Raw genomic sequence first — 23641 nt, 5'->3', positions numbered from 1 at the left:
CGCTATCAGCCGCGACGGGTGACGGTCAGGGCCACGGCGGCAATGCGCTCGACCTGCTCGTAACCGGGTTCAAGCAATTGCTCACCGAATACATCTGGGTCCAGCTCGCGATAGAACCAACTGAACGCAGGCCCCGCCAGGCGTAACCGCATGGCTTCGAGCAGCGCGTCGCGCCCCTCGACGATGGCGACACCGGTGTAGAGCAGCAGCGTCCCCCCGGGCGACAGGCGCTCAAGGGCTTGCTCGACGATGCGCAGCGACAGCTCGGCACCCAGTGCGCCGCCGCCGTGGCGGTAGGCGCGCTGGCCGGCGTCGAGCATGTACGGCGGGTTGGCGACGATCAGGTCGAACGTACCCGCGATGTCATTGAGCAGGTCACTGCGCTCGACCGAAACATTGGCCACACCGGCCAAGGCGGCATTGATGGCGGTGTAGCGCAATGCCATAGGGTTAATGTCCACTGCGCAAACCTGCGCGTGTTGGGCGGCGCGAGCGACCAGCAACGCCCCTACACCGCTGCCACAGCCGATGTCTGCGGCATGCTGCACGCGCTCGGGCGTGCTTCTCAAATGATCGTGTATCAGCTGGGCGAAACGGTAGCTGTCCGGGCCAAAGAACACCGCGTCGCGGCTGTCCGTTGGCCAGGCAGCATGTACCAGCAACAGATCGTCCAGGCTGGACCAGCGCACAGTGCTGCGCCACAGTGCACCTTGGGCCTCCAGCACGCCAGCGAGGCGCAGCTGCTCCAGTTCGTCGGGGCTTAGCAGTGACGCGGCGAATGGCCTACTCCAGCCGAACACATCACGCAAGGTACGCGCCTGCTGCGCATCGTCCCGGGCATTGACCCTGGCTTGGGTCGCCGGCGTCACGCAGGTAAAACGATAGCCGTCGGCACGCAAGCGGTTCCCCAACTGCAGCAAGGCCTCATCGGCACGGATCTGGTCTTGGTCGAGCAGCATCAATGAAGCCCTCCGTTCATCAAACCGGTGGCCTGGATGAACGCATGAGTGGCGTGCAGGCCCTGAGGGGTGGCGTGCCGATTGCCGGCCATTGCATCGATTAGCGCAGGTATGTCCGGTACCTGGGATGCGATGGGGACTTTATCGTCCAGTTGCAAGGCATGTTCCCATTGCCCTGGCGGCACCCGACGGATTCCGGTGCCTTGCCAGGAGCCGGCGATCCAGTCATGCCAGAGTTGCTTTTCATAGGCATCGAACACACCGAACATGGCTGCGGTCGGGCCCTCGATCAGCGACCAGAAGCGGCTTTGCCCAGGATCGCTGTCACGCTTGATCCAGCCTTGAGCCTGTAATGCTTCAAGAAACCCGGGCATCGCACCGGGCTCAGCAAGCCACTGGTTGATGGTGCGTCCTTGCAGGCGACAGCGGTCCGAATGCATGCACTGCCCGTAGATGCGCTTGCGTTCCAATGTACTTAGCAACTCCGCATGCAGGTCGAACGAGGCGATCAACGAGGGCGTGTCTATACCCAGGTCATTAAGCCGGTAGCCGTGTCTCACGCGTTCATAGAACGCCGGCCCCTGATCCCGTGCCAGCTCGGTGAAGCACTCCACGGCACGCCTCGCGTGGCCGCTGGCGGCATTGTCGATGGTCACGTGCAACTGGAAGTAATGGGCGTCGATACCTAGCTCGGCCAGCTCGTGGGTGGTGATCAGCAGGTGCAAGGGCGGTTGCTCGTAACCCAGGTTGTAACCGACCACTTCCGGCAAGAATCGCTGGCAGTGCTGCCCCAAGGCCAGTTGCAGCGCGCCCTGCAGGTAACGAGCGGGGTCAAGCGGCCGCTCCTGTGAGCAACCCAGACGGCTGAGCAAGCGCTGGTAGATCAGCACGTGATTGCAGCGTGGGTCGCCGTCGCCGAGTTCTTCGAGGAAGGTGCGGATCAGCCCATGGAAGCGCGGGTCCTGCCAATGCCGTAAGGCTCCGTGTAGCCATGCGCCGTCGACCGCTTTGGTCGGCGCGACTTGCTGCAAAAACCACAAGGCATGGGCACGATTGGCAAAAAAACGACGGGGACCGCCCTGACGCCGTTGTTCCAGATAGGCCGCATGCTCGCTGGCGACACGGCCCGCATGGTTATCGGCCCATTGCGGGATTAGCCCAGGATCATCTGGCAGGTCGTCGGAAAGCGCACGGGCCAGACGCAGTTGCTCCTCCAGCCAGGCCTCGGTGGTGGGCTCCGGGCCCTCAAGTAGCGCTCGATAGCGATGCTCCAGCCCTAAGTTGGCATTGTGAGGCCTTATACCTGCCTTTGTCGTCGCCACCATGCCCTGTACCTCACTCATTGATTCTGCGGTTTGGTGTCAGCTGGAGGGTTAGTTACAGGGTCACTGGGTTGCTGCATCTGAAGTGACGGTTTGCTTGGGTCGGCATCCTTCGCTGGATGATCACTATCGCGGTCGAAGCAACCTCCGAGCAGCGAGAAACTGGCAGTCAACAGCAACATGGCGAACAGGTTGTTTTTCATGATGGCTACTCGTTTTTGTGAAGACCTAAACCAACGAGTCCCACCTGTCCCCCTGAATTCGTTCTGATTACGACATAGCGGATGAGCGGTGCCCCGAAACGCAGATTGCGCCACGGCACCCCTGTTTTTCAGAAAAACTAAACCTTCACCCACTCCTGCGGTTCAACCGAGTGCGACATTGAGGTCGCGCCAACAGAACGAAGGAGTGAGACATGAACACACCATTCTTGAAAATCGCCGGAGTTACCCTGTTGATGGGCCTGGCTTCGCTGCAGGTACAGGCAGCGTCTTCGGACGATTTCGTCGATGCGGCCACTGAAGCCGGTATCGCCGAAGTGGTCACCGCCAACCTGGCGCAGGAAAAGAGCCAGAGCGCAGACATCAAGCAATTCGCCCAGCAAATGGTCACAGACCATACCAAAGCCAACCAGGAACTCGGTGATATCGCCCGCAAGCTGGACATCACCGTGCCCGACGAAGCGGCGCTGACCGACAAGGTCAAGAAGATGATCCTCGAATGGCGCGACGAGTCGTTCGACCGGTCATACGTCAATAACCAGGTCGACGCGCACGAGAAGGCCGTGGAACTGTTCAAGAAAGAGGCCGCCTCCTCCGACAAGCCCGAGCTCAAGGCCTTCGCCAGCGACAAGCTGCCAACGCTGCAACACCATCTGGAACAGGCCAAGGCGCTGCAAGCCACCCACGGCAAGTAACCCACACGTCACCGCGCAATCCCAGGGGCCGCCCTGCGGCCCTGCCATGAGCCATCTGGAGGTGGGCTCCCCATGAATGATCGAATCATCGAACTGTTCACCGACACCACATTCTTTGGCATTTCCATTCTCAACTTGCTGGTAGCGCTGTGCGTTGCCGTGCTGACGTTCGTGGTTGCCAGAGCTGTCATCGGCCTCTTGATGCGCCGGGTGCAGCGCTGGTCCGAACATGACGGGGCAATGAGCCAGGTGCTGGCCAAGGTACTGGCCGGCACCAGCAACAGCCTGCTGATGCTTGCTTCGCTGCTGGTGGGTTTGAGCATGCTGGACCTGCCCGAGCGCTGGTTGGGCCGGGTCAGTAGCTTGTGGTTCGTGGTCGCTGCCCTGCAGATCGGCCTCTGGGTCAATCGCGCCATCGCGCTGGGCCTGACCCGCTACTTCAGCCGGCACAGCGCCGACGGCCTTTACCAAGGCAGTGCGCTGGCCACGCTTTCGGCCTGGGGCGCACGGGTGCTGCTGTGGTCGGTGGTGTTGCTGGCCATGCTGTCCAATTTGGGCGTCAATATCACCGCCTTCGTGGCCAGCCTGGGTGTGGGCGGGATTGCCGTCGCCCTGGCTGTGCAGAACATCCTGGGTGACCTGTTCGCCTCGTTGTCGATCGCCGTCGACAAGCCGTTCGAGGTCGGTGACTTCATCGTCATCGGGCCGCTGGCCGGTACGGTGGAGCATGTGGGGCTGAAGACCACGCGCATCCGCAGCCTGGGTGGCGAGCAGATCGTCATGGCCAATGCCAGCATGATCAGCAGCACCATCCAGAACTACAAGCGCTTGCAGGAGCGCCGCATCGTATTCGAGTTCGGCTTGTCCTACGACACGCCCACCGAGGCGGTAAAACAGGCACCCGCGATCGTCGAGGAAGCGATCAAGGCCCAGCAGCAGGTGCGTTTCGACCGCGCCCACCTGCGGGGTTTTGGCAAAGAGGCCCTGGAGTTCGAATGCGTCTATATCGTGAAGGACCCGGGCTACAACCTCTATATGGATATCCAGCAGGCAATCAATTTCCACCTGCTCGAGCGCTTCAACAGAATCGGTGCCAAGTTTGCCGTGCCGGTCCGTGCCATCAAGGTCACCGCACTGCCGCAACACCGCGAGCAGCCCCAGGCCCTTTGACCGACAGCGGCACTTTGGCCAGCGTAGCCAGTCCTAACCTTGAACCCGCTCGTCGATTGATCGGTGTCGGGCCTATAATCGCTGCCACTGCTCATTCCCGGTTCGCACAAGGCTCGTGCCCATGAAATCGTCCAGCAAGACTACCCTCGCGTCGCCGCACAACCCTGCGCTGAGCCCCAGCCACCTGGATTTCCCAGTGGTGGGCATCGGCGCATCGGCCGGCGGGCTGGAGGCGGTCCAGGCGTTTTTCCAGCACGCCCCGGAGCATAGCGGCATGGCGTTCGTCGTGGTACTGCATTTATCGCCGGACCACCAGAGCCAGGCCGATCGCCTGATCCAGCGCGTCACGCGCATGCCGGTGTACCAGGTGAGCGAGCCGGTACCGATCGAGCGTGACCACGTCTATGTGATTTCGCCGGCCAACCGCCTTTCCACCAACGATGGTTACCTGCGGGTCAGCCCGGCCAGGCGTAGCCGTGGCGACCATGTCGCCATCGATCTGTTCTTCCGGGACCTGGCGGACGTACACAAGGACCATGCGTTCTGCGTGATTCTTTCAGGCTGCGGCAGCGATGGCGCCGTGGGCCTGTCGCGCATCAAGGAGCAGGGTGGCGTGACCTTGGTGCAATCGCCCGATGACGCCCAATACTCCGACATGCCCAAGGCAGCCATCGCTACCGGCATGGTCGACCTGATCCTGCCGGTGGCCGAGATTCCCGGCAAGCTTCTGGAACTGTGGCGCACGGCGCGCAAGGTCAAACTACCGGCGATCGAAGACGACAGCCTGCCGCCTCCCCTTGGCGAGCGCTCAGGCGACCCGGCGCAGAGCGACCCGCTGCTCGACGACATCCTCACCCGCCTGCATGCCAGCACCGGCCATGACTTCCAGCACTACAAGCGGGCAACGGTCCTGCGCCGGCTTGAGCGGCGCTTGCATGTCACTGCGCAGACCGACCTGGCCAGCTATCGCGATTACCTGGAGGGTCATCCGGAGGAATGTCGCGCCCTGTTGGCTGACATGCTGATCGGCGTGACCAACTTCTTCCGTGACCGGGACGCCTTCGAAGCCCTGCAACAACAGGTGATGCCGGGCCTGGCCAATGACGACAGCGAAGACCTGCAACGCGAAGTGCGCATCTGGTCGGCAGGCTGCTCTTCGGGAGAGGAAGCCTACAGCCTGGCGATGATTGCGACCGAACAGCTGGCGATGGGGCAGCGCAGTGCCAAGGTACAGGTGTTCGCCACCGACCTCGACGAACGTGCGATCAATCTCGGCCGGCTAGGCGTTTATCCCGATGCCATCGCCACCGATGTACCCACGGCCAGGCTGCGTCAGTTTTTCATCAAGGAGGACCAGCATTACCGGGTACGCAAGGACATCCGCGAAAAGGTGCTGTTTGCCCGGCACAACCTCTTGTCCGATCCACCGTTCTCCCAGTTGGACCTGGTGGTATGTCGCAACCTGCTCATTTATCTGGACCGGGAGGTGCAACGGGAAATCCTGCGTCTGTTCCACTTCGCCTTGCGAAAGGGCGGCTACCTGTTCCTGGGCAGCTCGGAGTCGGCAGATGTGGCGGCCGACCTGTTCATTGCCGTGGACAAGCGCCATCGTATTTTCCGCGCACGCGAGGTTGAGCCGGCGCGTCGCCCGGGGCGCCTGCTGACGCCCGACACACTGGCGGCGCGCGCCAAGCCCAAGCCCATGCGCAAATTGTCCTACGCCGAAGTTCACCACCGTGCATTGGCCAGGCATACGCCGCCCAGCCTGATCGTCGACCTTGATGGCAACATCCTGCACATGAGCGACGGTGTCGGGCGCTTCCTGCGCCATGCCGGGGGCGAACTCAGCCCCAGCTTGCTGAACCTGGTGCTGGCACCACTGCGCCCTGTCCTGCGCAGTAGCCTGCTGCAGGCACAGAACACGGGCCTGCCGGTGACCTCTGGCGCGGCGATAATCACCGTCGACGATCATCGCGTCGAGGTACAGGTCGAGGTCCAGCCGCACCAGGATGAACCCAGCGGCAGCGAATGCCTGCTGGTGGTTTTACATGTCCGCGAAGCCGAACAACACAGCCAGCCGGTCATCCAGCAAACCGACGGCATGGTGTTGAACACGCTGGAGCGCGAGCTTCAGCGCACCCGCCAACAGTTGCAGGAAACCATCGAACAGTCGGAAATCTCCAGCCAGGAGCTGACCGCCTCCAACGAAGAGATGCAGGCGATCAACGAGGAGTTGCGCCTGGCCAGCGAAGAGCTGGAAACCAGCAAGGAAGAGCTGCAATCAATTAACGAAGAATTGCTGACGGTCAACTACGAGCTCAAGACCAAGGTCGATGAAACCGACAAGGTCAACGACTACCTGAGCAACCTGATCGCCTCCACCCAGATCGCCACCGTGTTCGTCGACCGCAACCTGCACATTCGCTGGTTCACCCCCAGGGCCACCGATATTTTCAGCATGCTGCCGGTCGACACCGGCCGCTCGCTACTGGACATCACCCACCGCCTGGAGTACCCAGGCCTGGCGGACGATGCGCGTGCGGTGATCGAGCGCGAAACCACGATCGAGCGTGAAGTGATCGGGCAGGACCAGCATTGGTACCTGGCGCGCCTGCTGCCATATCGGGCCAGCGAGCAGAATGTCGATGGCAGCGTACTGACCTTTATCGACATCACCAAGAGTCGCGCCGCCGAAGAACGTTTGCGCCAGGGTGAAGAGCGCATGCGTCTGGTTGCCGAAAGTACCCATGACTTCGCCATCATCCTGCTTGACGAACAAGGCCTGATTATCGACTGGAACACCGGCGCTGCGCTGATCTTCGGCTACGCCAAGGACGAAGTCATTGGCCAGCACTATTCCCTGATCTTCACCGAGCAGGACCGCGAAAATGGCGAGCCGGCGCGTGAGCTGCGCGCCGCCCGTCTGCATGGCCGTGGCCAGGACGAACGCTGGCATGTGCGCAAGGACGGCAGCCGCTTCTACTGCAGTGGCGAAGTCTCGCGCCTCAAGGGCAGCAGCTTGCGCGGTTACGTCAAGATCGCCCGTGACCTGACCGGCCACAAGCGCCTGCAGGACGAACAAAGCAAGCGCCTGGCCGAGTCGCAGAGTTCAAGCCACATGAAGGATGAGTTCTTCGCGGTGATGTCCCACGAGCTCAAGCACCCACTGAACCTGATTCAGCTCAATGCGGATATCTTGCGACGTATACCGTCGGTCACAAGTACCGACATGGCGAGCAAAGCGGTCAACGTCATTCGCGAAGCGGTCACCAGCCAGGCGCGGATCATCGATGACTTGCTCGATGTAGCGCGCATCCGCACGGGCAAGCTCAAACTGAAGACGCAGCCTGTCGATTTGTGTGCCGTGCTACAAGGTATCTGTTCTGTAGCCTGCAACGAGCAACGCGGCCGCAATGTTCGGCTGGCGCTCCCGGCCGATGGCGAACCGGTCTATGTGGAGGCCGACAGCACACGTGTCGAGCAGATCATCTGGAACCTGTTGAACAACGCTCTGAAGTTCAGCCCTGCCGATGGCGAAATTCTGTTGAAACTGACTCGGCAGGATGAGCAGGCACGCCTTGAAGTCATCGATCAGGGCATAGGCCTCGCCGAAAACTCGCTGGAAGATATTTTTGAGCTATTCAACCAGGCGGCATCAACCGGCCATGGGCGTGAGGGGCTGGGCATTGGCCTTTCCCTGGTCCGTCAATTGGTAGAGGCCCATGGCGGAGCGGTCAGCGTAGAGTCTCCTGGAATAGGCCAGGGTTGTACGTTCATCATCACCCTGCCTTTGCGCGTGTATACCCAGCAACCCCAGGATCAGGGCGACGTGCTGCCACCAGAAGGTCGCCTGAAAGGCGTTCGCATCCTGTTGGTGGATGACTCGCTCGATGTGCTGGAAGTGATGGAACAATTGCTGTTGATGGAGGATGCCGACGTCGATGCCTACAGCGACCCGAAACTGGCGCTGCAATCGGCGGCGGACGCGCGTTACGATGTGATCATTTCCGACATCGGCATGCCTGGCATGGACGGCCATGCACTGATCCGGGCGCTGCGCGGCCTGGAGCATCTGCGTTACATCCCTGCCATCGCGTTGACAGGCTATGGCGCAAGCGCTGACCAATACAAGTCTCGCCAGTCCGGGTTCGACCGCCACCTGAACAAGCCAGTGGGTTATGACGACCTGGTCGACGCAATCGAGCGCCTGAATGGCTCAGCGTCGGTCTGAACAAGGGCAGGCAGGCTTTGTGGCGGCGACCCACGCCCCTCATTGCTTCCTGCCCTCTTCCTTCTGTTTTTCTTCGTTCGGCCCTTCGACCTTGTCCACCAGCAAGGGCATCGTGCCCAGCACCAACAGCGCCAGCACCGTGCTGACCAGCGCCGTGGCTTCGCGCCCCATCCCCGCTGCCGTACCGATGGCAGCCGTCATCCATAACCCGGCAGCAGTGGTCAGGCCTTTGACGTGACTGGTGTCCTGGCCATTGCCTTTGAGAATGGTGCCAGCACCCAGAAAGCCGATACCGGCAACGATGCCCTGAATCACCCGGCTGAGCGCCTGCGCATCGGCACCTGCCATGCTCGGTGCCAGCACGAACAGCGCCGCGCCCAACGAAACCAGCATGTGCGTGCGCACCCCGGCAGACTTGCCCTTGTGCTCGCGCTCGAAACCCAGAACGGCGCCCAGCACGGCAGCCATCACCAAGCGTACAAGGATTCGCACGATCTCGCGCTCATCACCAATATCGGCGAATTCGGCCAGGATTGTTTGCCAGATCATATCCATGGACAGGTTCCGGCCTGACGAGGCTCTCTGCCGGTGCAGCGCTCTTCACAGGCTCGCGTTCGTTCGATCTCGATGGGCATGGTAGCGTTTTCCGAGGGCGGTTAAAGCGTATGACTGCGAGCACTGCAAGGTTACTGCATCACGTTCCACAAAGCGTCTCGCCCTGTAAACGATCACCAGGCTTCATACCGGCCCGGTGATGTTAATCACCTTACCAATTGTGCGTATAACTGGCAGTCAACACAGTGCCGGGTGCTGGCAAGTGGCTGGTGTTGTTGTTATTGCGCAGCAATTGACTGTAGAGCGGGTAGTAGTCGCGATTGAACAGGTTCTGGATGCCGACGCTTACCTTGTCGTCAGCGGATATCTGGTACTGGCTGACCAGGTCCACTGTTGTATAGCTACTCACTTGATGCCGACCAAAGCTGTCCACGCCGTCGAGCCTGTAGTCCTTGGCGTCGAAGAACGTAGCTTGCAAGCGGTTGCTCCACTCCAGTGTCGGTTTGTACTGGACGTAGGCGGTCAGCTTCAGGGGTGGAACGCGATAGCCGGTCATGTCTTGCCAGCCTTTGCCGTCCGGTTTTTCTCGTCCGCGCATCCAGGTCGCACTCCCCCCTGCGCCCCACACCGCATCGTCCGACAGCCAATCTGCACTGGCTTCAGCTCCGTAGATGCGCTCCTTGGTGCGGGTCAGAATCAGGCCATTGTTGAAACTCTGCACATCCCCCAGTTTGGAGGTGGTGTAGAACAGCGCCAAGGTGCCGAGGGTGTTGCTGCCCAGCTCTCCTCGCCAGCCAAGCTCATAGTTGTTGGTTTTGACCGGTTCCAGGTTCGATGCGCCGATGTCGAAACCACGGCGGGCATTGCGCAATTGAATACCCACGTCGGGCAATTGGAAGCCCTGGCTGAAAGAGGCGTAGATCTCCTGGCCGAGTACCGGTGAGTAGACGATGCCCAGGTTCGACAGCAGCGCATCGTAATGAACTTCGCCCCCCTTCACCGCCACCGGGGAGGCAGCCGTGGATTCGGACAAGGGAACGAAGTCATCGAATTCGGCAGTGGAGTATTCGTAGCGCAGGCCGCCGTCGACAGACCAATGCTCATCAAAACGATGCTGTAGCTGGGCGAAGGCACCGGCGCTTCGCGTCCTCAGCGGGGGCATGTAGGTGAGCTTGCCGGTCTTGTCGAAGACCAGGCCGCCACTGGCGTCATAAACCGCAGGGTCGAAGACATCGAGCGGCATGTCGCTGCGCTCCTGATTATAGTCGCCACCCCACACCAGCTCGGTACTCCCGCTTTCGCCAAGCGGCGTGCGCAGGGTCAGCCGGCTGCCGAACACTTCGCTGTTCTGCATGATCTGGTCCACGTTGCCGCCGCGAGTGGCAACGGCCCGGGCGTCGAACGGCGTGAAGCGGGTGAAATAGTCCCGGTAGTACATCTGGGCAGAAAGCCGGCTGCCGAGAATGTCGAGATTCTCGTACTCCAGGTTCACCAACGTGTTGCGAATGCGGTTCTGTTCATCAAGATCCAGGCCCTTGATCGCATTGGCCGGCACAGAGCCTGCGGGGAGTTTCGCGACGCTCGGGTCTGTAGCGTAGTCGCTGTCCTGGCGTGCATCGTAGTGGCTGACTGCAAGCTGGATTCGCTGGTTCTCGTCGATGTGCAGCCCCAGCTTGCCGCCGATGTTGTAGATGTTCGAATCGAACAGGTCGCCTTGACTGGGCTCCGGGGCGATCCGGCCGCCATGCGCATCGTACGAGGCACCGATGTGGCGGGTGCCGAAGTCGAACGCGTAGTCCACCGCTCCCTGAGAGCCCGCGAAATACTGCTGGAACTGGCCCCCCAGGCCATCGCTGCCCAGGCGGGTAAGTGGCGAGGTAGCGCTCAGGCTGGTTTCGGCACGGTTTTCACCACCGGCAGGCCGTGTAGTGATGGAGATGATGCCCCCCGTGGCGCCGCTGCCGTAGATGGCGCTGCTGCCACGGATGACTTCGACCCGTTCGATCAGCGCCGGGTCGATGTTGGCCAGGTTGCGCGAAGAGTCGCGGTTGGTATTGAGCGGCACCCCGTCGACCATGACCAACATGCTGCGCCCGCGCAGGGTCTGGCCATACTCGGTGATGGTGCGGCTGGAGTCGGACATGCCCGGAATCGCCTTGGCCAGTACCGTGGCCAGGCTCTCTGAACCCTGGCGCAGCTCCTGCAGTTGTTCATGCTCAAGAACGGTGGATTGCCGCGTTGCGGAAACCAGGCTGCTGCTGGTGCGCGAGGCGGTGATTTCCATCTGCGCCATTTCCACGGGCACGCTCGGGGTCACGAGGCTGGATGCAGGGGCACCCTGCGCGACGATGACGAACGTACGCTCATCCTTGGCCTGTACCTGCAAGCCACTGTCCTTGAGCAGCGTTTGAAGCGCTTCCTCAGGTGTGAACCGCCCTTTCACCGCAGGCGCGTTTCGGCCTGCACCGAGATCGCTGGCAAAGATGACCTGTACCGAAGACTGCTGCGCAAGGGCGTTGATGGCCTCCCCCAGCGGCGCGGCGGGGAGATCCACGCTCACCTTTTCCCGGCCCTGGGCCGACATTGCGATGAGCAGGCTACTGGCGAGCAATGACAGGCGTAGTTGGCGACTGCGGAGGGGAAAATGCACGTCTCGAGTTCCTTTGTTGGTTGGGCTTTTTTTCAATAGCCGCCATGGGAATCGAGAAACCCTACCTGCGCATGAGCATTATTTTATTGCCGATTTACGTTGAATCCTGACGCTGCCATCCTCTGTTTTCAACACGGCGACGGGCAGGATGCTCGGTAGCAGATCCAGCAGTCGATCGACATTGTGCGCCTCGAAGACCCCTGTCACCTTGAGTGCAGCCAAGCTTGGGTCGCTCAGCTCAATGGATGCCTTGCGGTAGTGACGCAGCAACGACACCGCTTCATCCAGCGACGTCTGCTCGAACACGATGCGATCATCTTTCCAGGCCATCGCCTTCAAGGCGTCGACCTTCGCAACCGGCATCAGTTGCCCGCCAATCGAGTCGACCTGTTGCCCTGGCCTGAGGGTGACCGGCGCGTGTTCTGCAGCTGTAGCGGTGACGTCCACGCGTCCATGGGCCAGGGTCACACGCACCGCGTCGTTATCCAGGCGGCGGACATTGAACAGCGTACCGAGCACCTCGACCTTCGCCAGGCCAGCGGACACTACAAAGGGGCGATACACGGCCGAGGAGACATCGAAAAGCGCCTGCCCTGCGCGCAGGTCGACGTCGCGGCTGAGCAGACGCCAGCTGATATCGACATGCGTGGCACTGTCGAGCAGCAGCTTGCTTCCATCGTTCAGCAGCACAGCACGCCGCTCACCAATGGCGGTAGCGAAACGCTCGCTCTTGTAGGCAGGGTTCAGCCAGGCCAAGCCTGCACAGGCGATCGCAACCGCCAGCGTGATACCTGCCGACTTTGCTGCCTTCGAGGGCGCAGGCCTGGACGGCGGCATGGGGAACAGCTGCTTGAGCTCTTCACGATGTCGCCCAAGAGCCTCGTCCAGTGGCACCTGTTCGGGTTGCTTCGTCATGGGTGCACCTCATCGCGCCCAAGCCGTTGCCTGCATGCCGCCAGCCCCAGGCGCAGGTGCTTTTCCACAGTCTTGATGGAAATACCGAGGCGAGTGGCTACTTCTGCCTGGGGGATTTGGTGAATCTTGTGCATGACGAAAACAGCTTGGCAGCGAGGTGGGAGGTCTGTGATCGCGTCGACGAGCAGTTGAAACTCGCGCTCGCTGTCATACCTGGTCATCGGGGTGGCTGCCGGGCAGGCCACCTCAGGCAGCTCGGAGATCGCCTCTATCCAGGCGCCTCGGCGGCGATCGCTACGATAGCGACTCATGGCGGAGTCGCGGGAGATTTTTCGTAACAAGGCCAATGGGGTTCGAACGTCTTCTTTCTCACCGCGCTCAAGCAATTGCACGCACACGTCATGCACAACATCACGCGCCATGCTTCTGTCGCCGAAGCGTCGGCGAATGTGGTCCACCAGATCGTCATAGTGACGTACCAATGTAGACAGCAACGTCGGTTTGGCGGGATCGAACGACACGATGCATCCTGAATAAGAGGTAGGCTCCGAAACAAGACACAAGTGTAAATGAGAAATAATTGCGAATAAACAAGCTACCGCGTTGCGGTATGCTAAATAGCAGGAAGGTGAGCAATGGTCAGCCCGTTGGCAACGGCACTGGCTTCAAGCTTTGCGCGCTCCGCGCCCAGAAGGGCATAGGCGGCTTGCAGCGTGGTGATCTTCGCTTGAATGTCGGCCATCTTGCTGGCTACCAACATCGCGCCTTGCGCACAATCGAGCGTATTGCCCCGCTTGGCCGCAAGTATTTCACCGATCTCGGCGAGCGAAAAACCGCCGCTCTGGGCACTTTGAATAAAGGCCAGATCAACAACGGTCTGGTCGCTGTAGCTTCGGTAGTTGTTGGCCTGACGATGGGCCACGATAAGCCCGAGTTGCTCGTAGTAGCGCAATGTATGGCGGCCCACTCCACTCCGGCGCTCCAACTCTCCAACATTCACAGTAAAAACTCCTTGACTGTAGAGTACGCTCTACACCTTAGCCTGCGCCGATCATTCAGACAAGGATTCAGATATGAGCGTGGAATGCTTCGTCACCGGCGGCAGTGGGTTTGTGGGTCAACATTTGCTGGCCCGTCTTACCGCGGCAGGGCACAAGACCTGGGTGCTCATGCGCACCCCTGAAAACATCGGACGCCTCCAGGAGCAAGTAGGGCAACTGGGAGGTAACCCTGCGTATATCCATGCAGTCGGGGGAGATATCAGCAGGGATGGGCTTGGACTCAGCGAAGCAGACAGGCAATGCGTATCTTCGGCGGCTGTGGTCTTCCACCTCGCAGCACAGTTTACCTGGGGCCTGACAATGGAGCAGGCCCGCACAGTCAATGTACAAGGGGCGCTGAACGTCGCCAGGCTCGCGGCGAACCAGCGCATGCGCTTGCTGATGGTGGGCGGTTATATGCTGCAGAACCTTAGCCATCTTGCAAGTATCGGGGTTGATAACGAGCACCCTGAAAACACCCATTGGCCTGCAGTCTACGGCCGTGTGGGTGGCTACGAAGGCAGCAAGCTGGAGTCTCATTTCGCTGTCATCCGTTACATGCAGGAGGTAGGCGCAGATTACGCGATCGTTCATCCTGCTACGGTGTGTGGTCACAGCGAGAGTGGGCACATCCCTGAAGGACAACCCCTGGTAGATCTCATTCGAAATCTGGCACTGGGCCGGTTCAAGGCTATCCCTGGTTCCGCCAGGCACTGGTTGCCATTGGTCAGCGTCGATTACCTGGTAAAGATGATGACCTGCGTGGCGTTCGACCCGTCAATGGCCAACCGGCAGGTGCTGGCGCTGTATGAGCACACGCCGAACCTGCAGGGTATGCTCGAGCAATTGGCACAAACGCTGGAGATAAAGGCCCCGCGCCAGCATGTACCGATAGGGTTACTGAAGTGGCTATTGGCGATTCCCGGACTGGCCACCCGATTATCGATCAGCGCCGAGTCACTGCACTTCATCCAGACACAGCGCTTCGACATGAGTGACAGCCAGCAACTGGAACGAAAGTATCAGTTGGCACATCCTGACATGGCGCGAACGTTGGAAAAGACGGTGCGTTACGTCCAGGGTTACTTGCCCAATCGTCATGTTCACACTTTTGCAAACCCTGCCGGGAAATAACAAACGGGTTGTGACACAGCGCGTAATCCCGCCACCCATTATTCACTCGGATGCAAACGACGGTCGTTCCGCAAACCATGCCACCGCCAGCTCCTTGAACGCCTCGGCCGAAGGCGTCAGCGGATAGCGCTGATCATGCGCCAGCACTATGCTATGCGTTGGCAATTTCTCCTCAGTCGGCCTGCAGACCAGCGCTTGGCCATCATAACTGCGGTCACCAAACGGCCGGGTATAAATCAGCGCCACGCCAAACCCATTGGCGACGAGGCTACGCTGCAGCTCGAACGTGCGCACACGGTGCACAACGGCGGGTGAAAGATCGTAAAAGCTGAACAGGTCCAACACATGCTGCCAACTGTGGACCTGATCGGTAACGACCAGCGTATGTTCGGATAACGCCTTGAGACTGACACGCGACTCCTTGGCCAACGGGTGATCGGCCGACAGCAGTACCTGAGCAGTCAGTTCACACAACTGGGTGCATTGCGTATTCGGCGGCAAACCCAGATCGTAGGTGATTGCCAACTCTATCGCCCCTTCACCCAGCCGCTTGCCAACATAATCGAAGCTGCCTTCGCGCATGTCGACAGTGACCCTTGGGCAGGACTCCTGCATCCGCCGCACAATTTGTGGCAGGCAATAGGGCGCCAGGTCTTCAAAACATCCGACCACCAGTTCGCCGACGCACTCCCCTGCATTGGCATTGATCTCGGCAAAGGTCCGAGCCTCTGCCAGAACGCGACGGGCCTGGACCATGACGGTACGACCGAATGGGGTCAGCGATATGCCGAGGCCACGTTGGCGCACGAAAATGGATTGGCCCAACACCTCTTCCAGTTCGGTGATGGCCGCCGAGATGGAAGGCTGTGAAACATGAAGCTCCATGGCAGCGGTCGTCAGGTTACCGTGCTTGGCAGCTGCTAGCGCATAGCGAAGCTGACGCAGTGTGAACTTCATAGTTTTTTCCGTTGTGATACATCAGCACATATTATTTTATCCTTTTTTGAGGTTGTGAAATATTTCTCCTACGCAGTGGCCACCGATCAGAAGTGCCACGCCAACGCCGATTACAAGGCTTATCAGCCAGTTTGGCGACCCTCTTTGGGCCGGATGCCCTCAACTGCCGCACTCCATTCTTGTTTGGGAGCGTCACAATGAAAATTACAAAGGCTCTGTTGACCACGACACTTTCTTTCGGGCTGCTGGCAGCGGCTGTCACCAGCCAGGCAGCGGGTTGGTGCGAGTCTGGCAAACCGGTGAAGTTCGCCGGTTTGAACTGGGAAAGCGGGATGCTGCTCACTGACGTGATGCAGTTCGTGCTGAAGCATGGTTATGGCTGCGATACCGATAGCCTGCCAGGTAACTCTATCTCCATGGAAAACGCACTGAGCAGCAACGATATTCAGGTATTTGCCGAAGAGTGGGTGGGGCGCAGCGAGGTGTGGAACAAGGCTGCGGCTGCCGGCAAGGTGATTGGCATCGGTTCGCCGGTCGTTGGCGCGGTCGAAGGCTGGTATGTGCCGCGTTATGTGATTGAGGGCGATGCCAAGCGCAAACTTGAAGCCAAGGCACCGAACCTCAAGAACATCGCCGACCTGGGGCAATACGCCCAGGTATTCAAGGACCCCGAAGAGCCGGACAAGGGACGCTTCTACAATTGCCCGGCCGGCTGGACCTGCGAGCTTGACAACAGCGAGATGCTGAAAAGCTACGGCCTGGAAAGCACCTATACCAACTTCCGCCCTGGCACCGGCCCGGCACTGGATGCTGCCGTACTGTCGAGCTACAAGCGTGGCGAGCCCATCCTGTTCTACTACTGGTCGCCGACGCCGCTGATGGGCCAGCTGGACCTGGTCAAGCTGGACGAAAAGCCGGGCGTGAATAAAGCCCTGACCATCAAGGTGGGTGTATCGAAGGCCTTCCACGAGCAGGCGCCTGAACTGGTGGCGGTGCTGGAAAAGGTCAATTTGCCGGTCGATCTGCTTAACCAGAACCTGGGGCGCATGACCAAGGAACGTATCGAGTCGCCGGAACTGGCCAGGTTGTTCCTCAAGGAACACCCCGAAGTCTGGCACAGCTGGGTCAGCGAAGACGCAGCCAAAAAGGTAGACGCGGCACTCTGAGCGTGTGGGCTCCTCCGGCGCCTGCCGGGTAAGACACGACAGTCCGCTTCATACACTTGCTCGAGAGAATTCCATGTTTCCCAAAAACTTCACGTTTTCCATTGCCGACTGGGTCAATGGCTGGGTCGATGCGCTTGTAACCAACTACGGTGAGGTGTTCCGGCACATTTCCGACACCCTGCTGTGGGCCATCGTCAACCTCGAGGGCCTGCTGCGCGCAACCCCTTGGTGGTTGATGCTGGCCATCGTCGCCGGTATTGCCTGGCACGCCACCCGCAAGGTCGTGCCCACTGCCGTGATCGTCGGCTTGCTCTTTCTGGTCGGTGCGGTCGGGCTCTGGGACAAGCTGATGCAGACCCTGGCGCTGATGCTGGTGGCAACGCTGATATCGGTCCTGGTCGGCATTCCGCTGGGTATCCTGTCGGCGCGCAACGATCGCCTGCGGGCGGTGTTGATGCCGCTGCTCGACATCATGCAAACCATGCCCAGCTTCGTGTACCTGATTCCGGTATTGATGCTGTTCGGCCTGGGCAAGGTGCCGGCGATCTTTGCCACCGTCATCTATGCCGCCCCGCCGCTGATTCGCCTGACCGACCTGGGCATTCGCCAGGTGGATGGCGAGGTCATGGAGGCGATCAATGCATTCGGTGCCAATCGCATGCAACAACTGTTCGGCGTGCAGTTGCCACTGGCGTTGCCGAGCATCATGGCCGGTATCAACCAGACCACCATGATGGCCCTGTCGATGGTGGTCATCGCGTCGATGATCGGTGCCCGTGGCCTGGGTGAAGACGTCCTGGTCGGCATCCAGACCCTGAACGTGGGCCGCGGCCTTGAAGCGGGCCTGGCCATTGTGATTCTGGCGGTTGTGATCGACCGCATTACCCAGGCCTATGGCCGGCCACGGCATGGGGTGGGCAAATGAGCGCCAAGCAGACTATGAACAAGATCGAAGTCAAAAATGTCTTCAAGGTATTCGGTGCCCGCGCCGAAGATGCCCTGCAACTGATCCGCCAGAAAAAAACCAAAGATCAGGTCCTGGCCGAAACCGGCTGCGTGGTCGGGGTCAACGATCTGTCGTTGTCCATCGGCAGCGGTGAAATCTTCGTGATCATGGGGCTGTCGGGCTCGGGCAAGTCAACCCTGGTGCGTCACTTCAACCGTCTGATCGACCCGACCAGCGGTGAGATCCTGGTTGATGGCGAAGACATTCTGCAATACGACCTGCAAGCCCTGCGCGAATTCCGCCGGCACAAGATCAGCATGGTGTTCCAGAGCTTCGGCCTGTTGCCGCACCGCACTGTGCTGGACAACGTCGCTTACGGGCTGAAAGTCCGTGGCGAGAGCAAGGCCATGTGCACCGACCGTGCCCTGCACTGGATCAACACCGTGGGCCTGAAGGGTTACGAAAAATCGTACCCGCACCAGTTATCAGGCGGCATGCGTCAGCGCGTCGGCCTGGCCCGTGCGTTGGCCGCCGACACCGACATCATCCTGATGGACGAAGCCTTCAGTGCCCTTGACCCGCTCATTCGCGCCGAGATGCAAGACCAGTTGCTGGAACTGCAAAAGACCCTGCACAAGACCATCGTCTTCATCACGCACGACCTGGACGAGGCGGTGCGTATCGGCAACCGGATTGCCATTCTCAAGGACGGTCGCCTGATCCAGGTCGGCACGCCGAAAGAAATCCTCTACCAGCCTGCGGACGAATACGTAGACCGTTTCGTGCAGCGCCGTGTAGCTTCGCTTTAAGGAACCGCGTGTATGTCACTTGCCGAAAAGATCATCATCGCCGACGCGCCAGTTCGCTGGCAGGACGTGGTGGCAGTGGCCCGACACGGGGCGAAGCTTGAGCTGGCTCCATCGGCCTGGGCGCGGATCGACAACGCCCAGGCGATTGTCCGGCGCATCGTGTCCAGCGGTGAACGCGCCTATGGCGTCAACACCGGGCTTGGCGCCTTGTGCAATGTCTCATTGCAGGACGAACAACTCAGCCAGCTGTCGCACAACACCTTGCTCAGCCATGCCTGTGGCGTGGGCACAGCGCTGTCAGACGAACAGACCCGCGCGATCATGTGCGCAGCGATCATCAATTTCTGCCAGGGCCGTTCCGGCCTTCAGCGCACGGTGGTCGAGGCGCTGCTGACCTTGCTTAACCAGCACATCACCCCGCAGGTTCCGAAACAGGGGTCTGTGGGGTATCTGACCCACATGGCACATATCAGCATCAGCTTGCTGGGCGTCGGCCAGGTCGGTTATCGCGGCCAGATCGTGCCGGCCCGGCAAGCCTTGGCCGACGTCGGCCTGGCGCCGGTCAAACTGGGCGCCAAGGATGGCCTGTGCCTGGTCAACGGTACCCCTTGCATGACGGGCCTGAGCTGCCTGTCTTTGGACGACGCCACGCGCCTGAGCCAATGGGCGGACGTTATCGGCGCCATGAGCTTCGAGGCCCTGCGGGGTCAACTCGACGCCTTCGACCCCGAAATCATCGCGATGAAACCGCACCCCGGCATGCAGCGCGTGGGGAGTAACCTGCGTCGCCTGCTCGACGGCAGCGAAATCATTGCCAATAGCCATGGCATTCGCACCCAGGACGCCTTGAGCATTCGCTCGATTCCGCAGGTTCATGGCGCCGCGCGCGATCAGCTGGATCACGCTGCGCGGCAGATCGAAACCGAACTCAACTCCACGACCGACAACCCCATGTTGCTCGGTACACCCGAGTCATATCGGGTGGTGTCCCAGGCGAATCCGCACGGCCAGTCGGTGGCCATGGCGGCCGACTTGCTGGCCATCGCGGTGGCCGAAATCGGGGCGATTGCCGAGCGCCGACTCGATCGCCTGATCAACCCGTTGGTCAGCGGCTTGCCGGCTTTCCTGGTCAGCCAACCGGGTGTGAACTCGGGCATGATGATTGTCCAGTACGTGGCTGCTTCACTGTGTGCAGAAAACCGTCAGCTCGCACAACCGGCAGTCGTCGACAACTACGTCACCTCTGGTCTGCAGGAGGATCACCTGAGCATGGGCACCAACGCAGGCTTGAAGCTGCACCGCGCCCTGGAAAACTGTACACAGATCCTTGCCATCGAATACCTGTTGGCGGCCCAGGCATTCGAGTTCCTCAAGGAGCAGCGCTTTGGCGCAGGGACCCACGTAGCCTGGCGGTTGTTGCGCGAACGGGTGCCGGCCTATGCCCAGGACCGTTGGCTGGCGCCGGACATTGCCAGCAGTGCATCGATCCTGAAGGATCCCGGCCTGCCAGGCGCTGCCTTTCCTTGGCTGCTATGACGCGTGCTGAACGGCGCCGTGCCGACCGATTGTGCGCTTGGCGAACAGCGCTAGGGTGTTCACACTACAGCGCTTGATGCTGCCCCAAAGGATTACTCATGCTCTACATCGTCATGCTCGGCGGTCGCCACCCTCGAGCCCGTATCGAAGTCCACGATGTGGTCTTCGCCCAGGCCGACACCCTGGAGCAGCTCCATCCCCAACTGCGCGAAGCCTGGTTCGGCAGCGCACAAGGCCTGCACATCGACTCCTGGCTGGAAGTCGGCGGGGTCGATGGCTACCGTGTCGAACTGAGCCAAGTAGCCCCCGGCCCCGGCGCCATGCGCTTGTTTTTCCTGAACCTGGGCGGTTATGAACGGCAGGTCTTCGGCGAAGCTCACCGGTACCTGCTGGTGGCGGCTGTCGACAAGGCCGAGGCCAAGCGCCTGGGCAAGCAACGCATGGCAGAAGATTGGCTCAAGCCACATATCGACGCTGTGCTGGATGTCGACGATTGCCTGCCGGTCGACTTGGTGGCAGGCCGCTATGTGCATCTGGTCAAGGGCGAGCATGCGGGTGTCCGACAGTTCAGCGACTACATTCTGCTCTGAAGGGCGTGGGCCGAGGTCGGTGCCAGCCCCGCTCTTTTTGGCCTGACAACCCTGGCAAGCGTTAGCCTTTGCTTCTGCTTCAGTTAGCGCGGGGTTGAGTGACAGTTGTTCTTCCGCCGTTTTCCATGGCGCACGCCACCTGATCCTGAGCTGCGGAAAAGGAGCGTCACAATCTATCACCGCAAAACCGCGTTTTGGATGATAGACTCCCCCCGGGTGCTAGCTGCATGAGGCAGCGACGCAGGTTAAAGAACAGCGCAGGTCGGGCCGCCTTGCGGGGTTGCTTGTGCCTATGCAAAAAATTCGAATTCCCCTCGCCCAACAACTGGCCCGTCGCGCGTTCACCACGCTTGAACGCTACCTGCATGTCGAGGCCGTGAGTGGTGTCGTACTGCTCATAGCCGCCCTGGCTGCACTCGCCTGGGCAAACTCTTCCCTCGCGGATAGCTACGATACGCTCTGGCACACATCGCTAACGTTCGGTGTGGGGTCGATGGTCTTCTCGCAATCCCTGCACTTCTGGATCAATGACGGCCTCATGACCATCTTCTTCCTGGTGGTCGGCATGGAGATCCGTCGCGAAATTCACGAAGGCGCGCTGGCGAGCCTGCGCCAGGCCACCTTGCCCATGGCGGCAGCCGTTGGCGGCGTGGTTGTACCCGCCCTGATTTACCTGGCGTTCGCGCATGCCCCGCAAGAACAGAACGGCTGGGCTGTCCCCACGGCCACCGACATCGCCTTCGCGGTTGGCGTGCTCGCCTTGCTCGGTAAATCGATCCCGTCCAACGTGCGTATCTTCTTGCTGGCACTTGCGATCATCGACGACATCATCGCGGTGCTGATCATTGCCATTTTCTATTCCGGGGGCCTGGACTACACCGGCTTTGGCGTTGCCATCATTGGCATCCTGCTGGTTGTCGGGTTGCAGAAGATCGGCGTTGGTTCGGCCTATGCGTACGTTATTCCGGGCGCCATTACCTGGCTCGGCGTGCTGATGACCGGCGCCCACCCCACACTGGCGGGTGTGGTGCTTGGGCTCATGACACCCGTGCGCTCAGCCCCCATGGGTGAGCGCCCTGTGGACGCCGTCAAGCGGTTCTCCAACGATTTGCTCGGCAGTGCAAAAGCGCCAGAGCAAGACAGCAGCAGCCTGATCGACCCGCTGAAACGCCTGCGGCTTGCCCAGCGTGACTTGGTACCGCCTGTGGTGCGGGTACAGAGTGCACTGCACCCCTGGGTCGCCTTCGTGATAATGCCCCTGTTCGCGCTGGCCAATGCCGGGGTCGGGCTGTCTGGGGTCGACCTGTCCTCCGAAGGGCCATACCACGTCATGCTCGCTGTCACCCTGGCACTTGTCCTGGGCAAACCCCTGGGCATCGTCGGTATCAGCTGGCTGATGGTTCGCCTGGGTTGGTGTGCACTGCCCAAGGGTGTCACCTGGCGTGGCATTACCTTGATCGGCTTGCTGGCAGGCATCGGTTTCACCATGTCGATCTTTATCGCCAACCTCGCCTTTGTTGACCCAGGTTCACTGGGTGCAGCCAAGCTCGGCATCCTTACCGGCTCGCTCATTGCAGCAACAGTCGGGCTGTTGTGGGGAGCCATAAGCATGAGAAAGGCCGCTAACGCCAAGCCTTTGAACGCCGGTTAGCCTGCCAGTCACCTCCTGCGGGTGCGCCGAGTCCTGGCGGCCCGCAAGTGAGGCACGCACCTATTTTTATCTTGCGGCATCAGGGTGTTAACACCCCGCCACCCTAGCGCCCACTATCAAATGGACACTAACCTCCTGGCATCCCTGCGCACAGCCTGTGGAGGCACACCAAACCCACGCATGAACACTTCTCGCAGGTGCCGGCGGTCCCTGAACCCGGTCTCCCTGGCTACAACATCCAGGCTATGCCGGCTCTGCTCTATCATCAAACGGGCTGCCTCCAGCCGCAGGCGCTCAACGGCCTTGGCGGGTGACTCACCGGTCTCAGCGGTGAATACACGGGTGAATTGCCTCGGGCTCAGGTGCACCACATCGGCAAGTTCCTCCACACTTAGCGGGCGGCTGAGGTGTTTGCGGGCGTAATCCAGCGCGCTCTGGATACGGTCCGACTTGGGCGAAAGCGATAACAGTTCGGAATGCTGGGATTGCCCACCAGAGCGGCGTTGGTGCATGACCATCTTGTGCGCCACCGACCTTGCCAGCTCGGTGCCCAGGTCTTTTTCGACCATGCCCAGCGCCATGTCCAGGGCGGCGGTCATGCCGGCGGACGTCCATACCGGCCCATCGACAATGAAAATCCGGTCTTCCTCGACGTCGATCTTCGGGTGCAACTCGCGCAGCTTGTTTGCATAAGCCCAGTGGGTGGTGGCGCGCCGGCCATCCAGCACACCGGCCTGCGCCAGCATGAAGCAGCCGGTACAAAGGCCTGCGGTGCGGCGCGCACCGTCGACGAATCCACGCACGCTGGCGAGTACCTCTTCACTGGGGGGCGTGAGCGGGGTCAGCGTACCGGCGACCATCCAGGTGTCGGCCAGGCCCGGTGCGCTCAATGGCAACGTGTCGATATGCATCCCCAGGGAAGAACGCACCGTGCCACCCCCGATGGAAAAATTCTCGATCCTGTAAACCGCTTCGCCCGCCACGATATTGGCGAATTCGAATACGGTTTGTGTTGCCAGGGACATGACCTGGAAGCCTTCGGGTATCAGGTAGCCAACCCGGTGCATGATTGAAGCCCTCTTTGCGATGTCCTG

Annotated in this window: 20 protein-coding genes; 10 read left to right on the top strand and 10 right to left on the bottom strand. The window is 60.6% G+C overall.

The genetic code is table 11. The features are described 5' to 3' along the window. Positions 1-5: 5 nt before the first annotated feature. The 3 genes from D906_RS10910 to D906_RS10900 are packed head-to-tail and all read right to left on the bottom strand — an operon-like array spanning position 6 to position 2484. Entirely contained in the window at positions 6-959 is a 954-nt protein-coding gene (locus D906_RS10910; protein ID WP_027615175.1) for a class I SAM-dependent methyltransferase, read from the bottom strand. Further along, positions 959-2284 (bottom strand): iron-containing redox enzyme family protein, encoded by a 1326-nt coding sequence (locus D906_RS10905; protein ID WP_033693175.1) that lies wholly within the window; start codon positions 2282-2284, stop codon positions 959-961. The genes D906_RS10910 and D906_RS10905 overlap by 1 nt, the downstream gene beginning before the upstream one ends. 14 nt (positions 2285-2298) lie before the next feature. After that, positions 2299-2484 (bottom strand): hypothetical protein, encoded by a 186-nt coding sequence (locus D906_RS10900; protein ID WP_016714230.1) that lies wholly within the window; start codon positions 2482-2484, stop codon positions 2299-2301. 212 nt (positions 2485-2696) lie between these two features. Here D906_RS10900 and D906_RS10895 point away from each other — a divergent pair, with 212 nt between their 5' ends. From D906_RS10895 to D906_RS10885, 3 genes are all read left to right on the top strand, one after another. After that, the gene (locus tag D906_RS10895; RefSeq protein ID WP_027615174.1) at positions 2697-3197 is read left to right on the top strand and encodes a DUF4142 domain-containing protein; all 501 of its coding nucleotides are present in this window, start codon (positions 2697-2699) and stop codon (positions 3195-3197) included. 72 nt (positions 3198-3269) lie between these two features. After that, on the top strand, positions 3270-4367 hold the full coding sequence (locus tag D906_RS10890) for a mechanosensitive ion channel family protein (RefSeq protein ID WP_019096419.1): 1098 nt from the start codon (positions 3270-3272) through the stop codon (positions 4365-4367). Between the two features lie 121 nt (positions 4368-4488). Next, positions 4489-8598, top strand: a complete 4110-nt coding sequence (locus D906_RS10885) for a CheR family methyltransferase (protein ID WP_027615173.1) — start codon at positions 4489-4491, stop codon at positions 8596-8598. Between the two features lie 39 nt (positions 8599-8637). Here the strand turns inward: D906_RS10885 and D906_RS10880 are convergent, their stop codons facing one another. The 5 genes from D906_RS10880 to D906_RS10860 form a co-directional block, all read right to left on the bottom strand. Further along, the gene (locus D906_RS10880) at positions 8638-9153 is read right to left on the bottom strand and encodes an MgtC/SapB family protein (protein WP_019096421.1); all 516 of its coding nucleotides are present in this window, start codon (positions 9151-9153) and stop codon (positions 8638-8640) included. Positions 9154-9364: 211 nt separating this feature from the next. Continuing rightward, positions 9365-11803 carry a TonB-dependent receptor gene (locus D906_RS10875; RefSeq protein WP_027615172.1) on the bottom strand — a complete coding sequence of 813 codons (2439 nt, stop codon included), beginning with the start codon at positions 11801-11803 and terminating at the stop codon, positions 9365-9367. A 78-nt stretch (positions 11804-11881) separates the two neighbouring features. Then, positions 11882-12718 (bottom strand): FecR family protein, encoded by an 837-nt coding sequence (locus tag D906_RS10870; protein ID WP_027615171.1) that lies wholly within the window; start codon positions 12716-12718, stop codon positions 11882-11884. After that, positions 12715-13239 (bottom strand): RNA polymerase sigma factor, encoded by a 525-nt coding sequence (locus tag D906_RS10865; RefSeq protein WP_019096423.1) that lies wholly within the window; start codon positions 13237-13239, stop codon positions 12715-12717. The genes D906_RS10870 and D906_RS10865 overlap by 4 nt, the downstream gene beginning before the upstream one ends. 92 nt (positions 13240-13331) lie before the next feature. Next, positions 13332-13718, bottom strand: coding sequence for a MerR family transcriptional regulator (locus D906_RS10860; protein WP_019096424.1), 387 nt, complete (start codon positions 13716-13718; stop codon positions 13332-13334). Between the two features lie 73 nt (positions 13719-13791). On the opposite strand from D906_RS10860, the gene D906_RS10855 reads away from it, so the two are divergent. Further along, positions 13792-14892, top strand: a complete 1101-nt coding sequence (locus D906_RS10855; RefSeq protein WP_027615170.1) for an SDR family oxidoreductase — start codon at positions 13792-13794, stop codon at positions 14890-14892. 42 nt (positions 14893-14934) lie between these two features. Here D906_RS10855 and D906_RS10850 read toward each other — a convergent pair whose 3' ends face one another. Then, the gene (locus D906_RS10850; protein ID WP_019096426.1) at positions 14935-15849 is read right to left on the bottom strand and encodes a LysR family transcriptional regulator; all 915 of its coding nucleotides are present in this window, start codon (positions 15847-15849) and stop codon (positions 14935-14937) included. 197 nt (positions 15850-16046) lie between these two features. On the opposite strand from D906_RS10850, the gene D906_RS10845 reads away from it, so the two are divergent. The 6 genes from D906_RS10845 (at position 16047) to nhaA (ending at position 22547) form a co-directional block, all read left to right on the top strand. After that, a complete protein-coding gene (locus D906_RS10845) occupies positions 16047-17015 on the top strand; it encodes an ABC transporter substrate-binding protein (RefSeq protein WP_025753130.1) in 969 nt (322 codons plus the stop codon). Positions 17016-17088: 73 nt separating this feature from the next. Next, positions 17089-17940, top strand: a complete 852-nt coding sequence (locus tag D906_RS10840) for a proline/glycine betaine ABC transporter permease (protein WP_019096428.1) — start codon at positions 17089-17091, stop codon at positions 17938-17940. Further along, positions 17937-18770, top strand: a complete 834-nt coding sequence (locus D906_RS10835) for a glycine betaine/L-proline ABC transporter ATP-binding protein (protein ID WP_081717244.1) — start codon at positions 17937-17939, stop codon at positions 18768-18770. The genes D906_RS10840 and D906_RS10835 overlap by 4 nt, the downstream gene beginning before the upstream one ends. 12 nt (positions 18771-18782) lie before the next feature. After that, on the top strand, positions 18783-20306 hold the full coding sequence (hutH, locus tag D906_RS10830) for a histidine ammonia-lyase (RefSeq protein WP_019096429.1): 1524 nt from the start codon (positions 18783-18785) through the stop codon (positions 20304-20306). Positions 20307-20404: 98 nt separating this feature from the next. Beyond that, the gene (locus tag D906_RS10825; protein WP_016714246.1) at positions 20405-20896 is read left to right on the top strand and encodes a DUF1543 domain-containing protein; all 492 of its coding nucleotides are present in this window, start codon (positions 20405-20407) and stop codon (positions 20894-20896) included. A gap of 292 nt (positions 20897-21188) precedes the next feature. Further along, entirely contained in the window at positions 21189-22547 is a 1359-nt protein-coding gene (gene nhaA, locus D906_RS10820) for a Na+/H+ antiporter NhaA (RefSeq protein WP_025753136.1), read from the top strand. A gap of 116 nt (positions 22548-22663) precedes the next feature. Here nhaA and D906_RS10815 read toward each other — a convergent pair whose 3' ends face one another. Continuing rightward, positions 22664-23614 carry a GlxA family transcriptional regulator gene (locus D906_RS10815; protein ID WP_019096431.1) on the bottom strand — a complete coding sequence of 317 codons (951 nt, stop codon included), beginning with the start codon at positions 23612-23614 and terminating at the stop codon, positions 22664-22666. Between the last annotated feature and the right edge of the window lie 27 nt (positions 23615-23641).

The organism is Pseudomonas sp. LAIL14HWK12:I1 (assembly GCF_003202095.1).
GTDB lineage: Bacteria > Pseudomonadota > Gammaproteobacteria > Pseudomonadales > Pseudomonadaceae > Aquipseudomonas > Aquipseudomonas monteilii.
The sequence above is the reverse complement of the archived record's forward strand: the minus strand, read 5'-3'. Positions and strand labels throughout refer to the sequence as shown.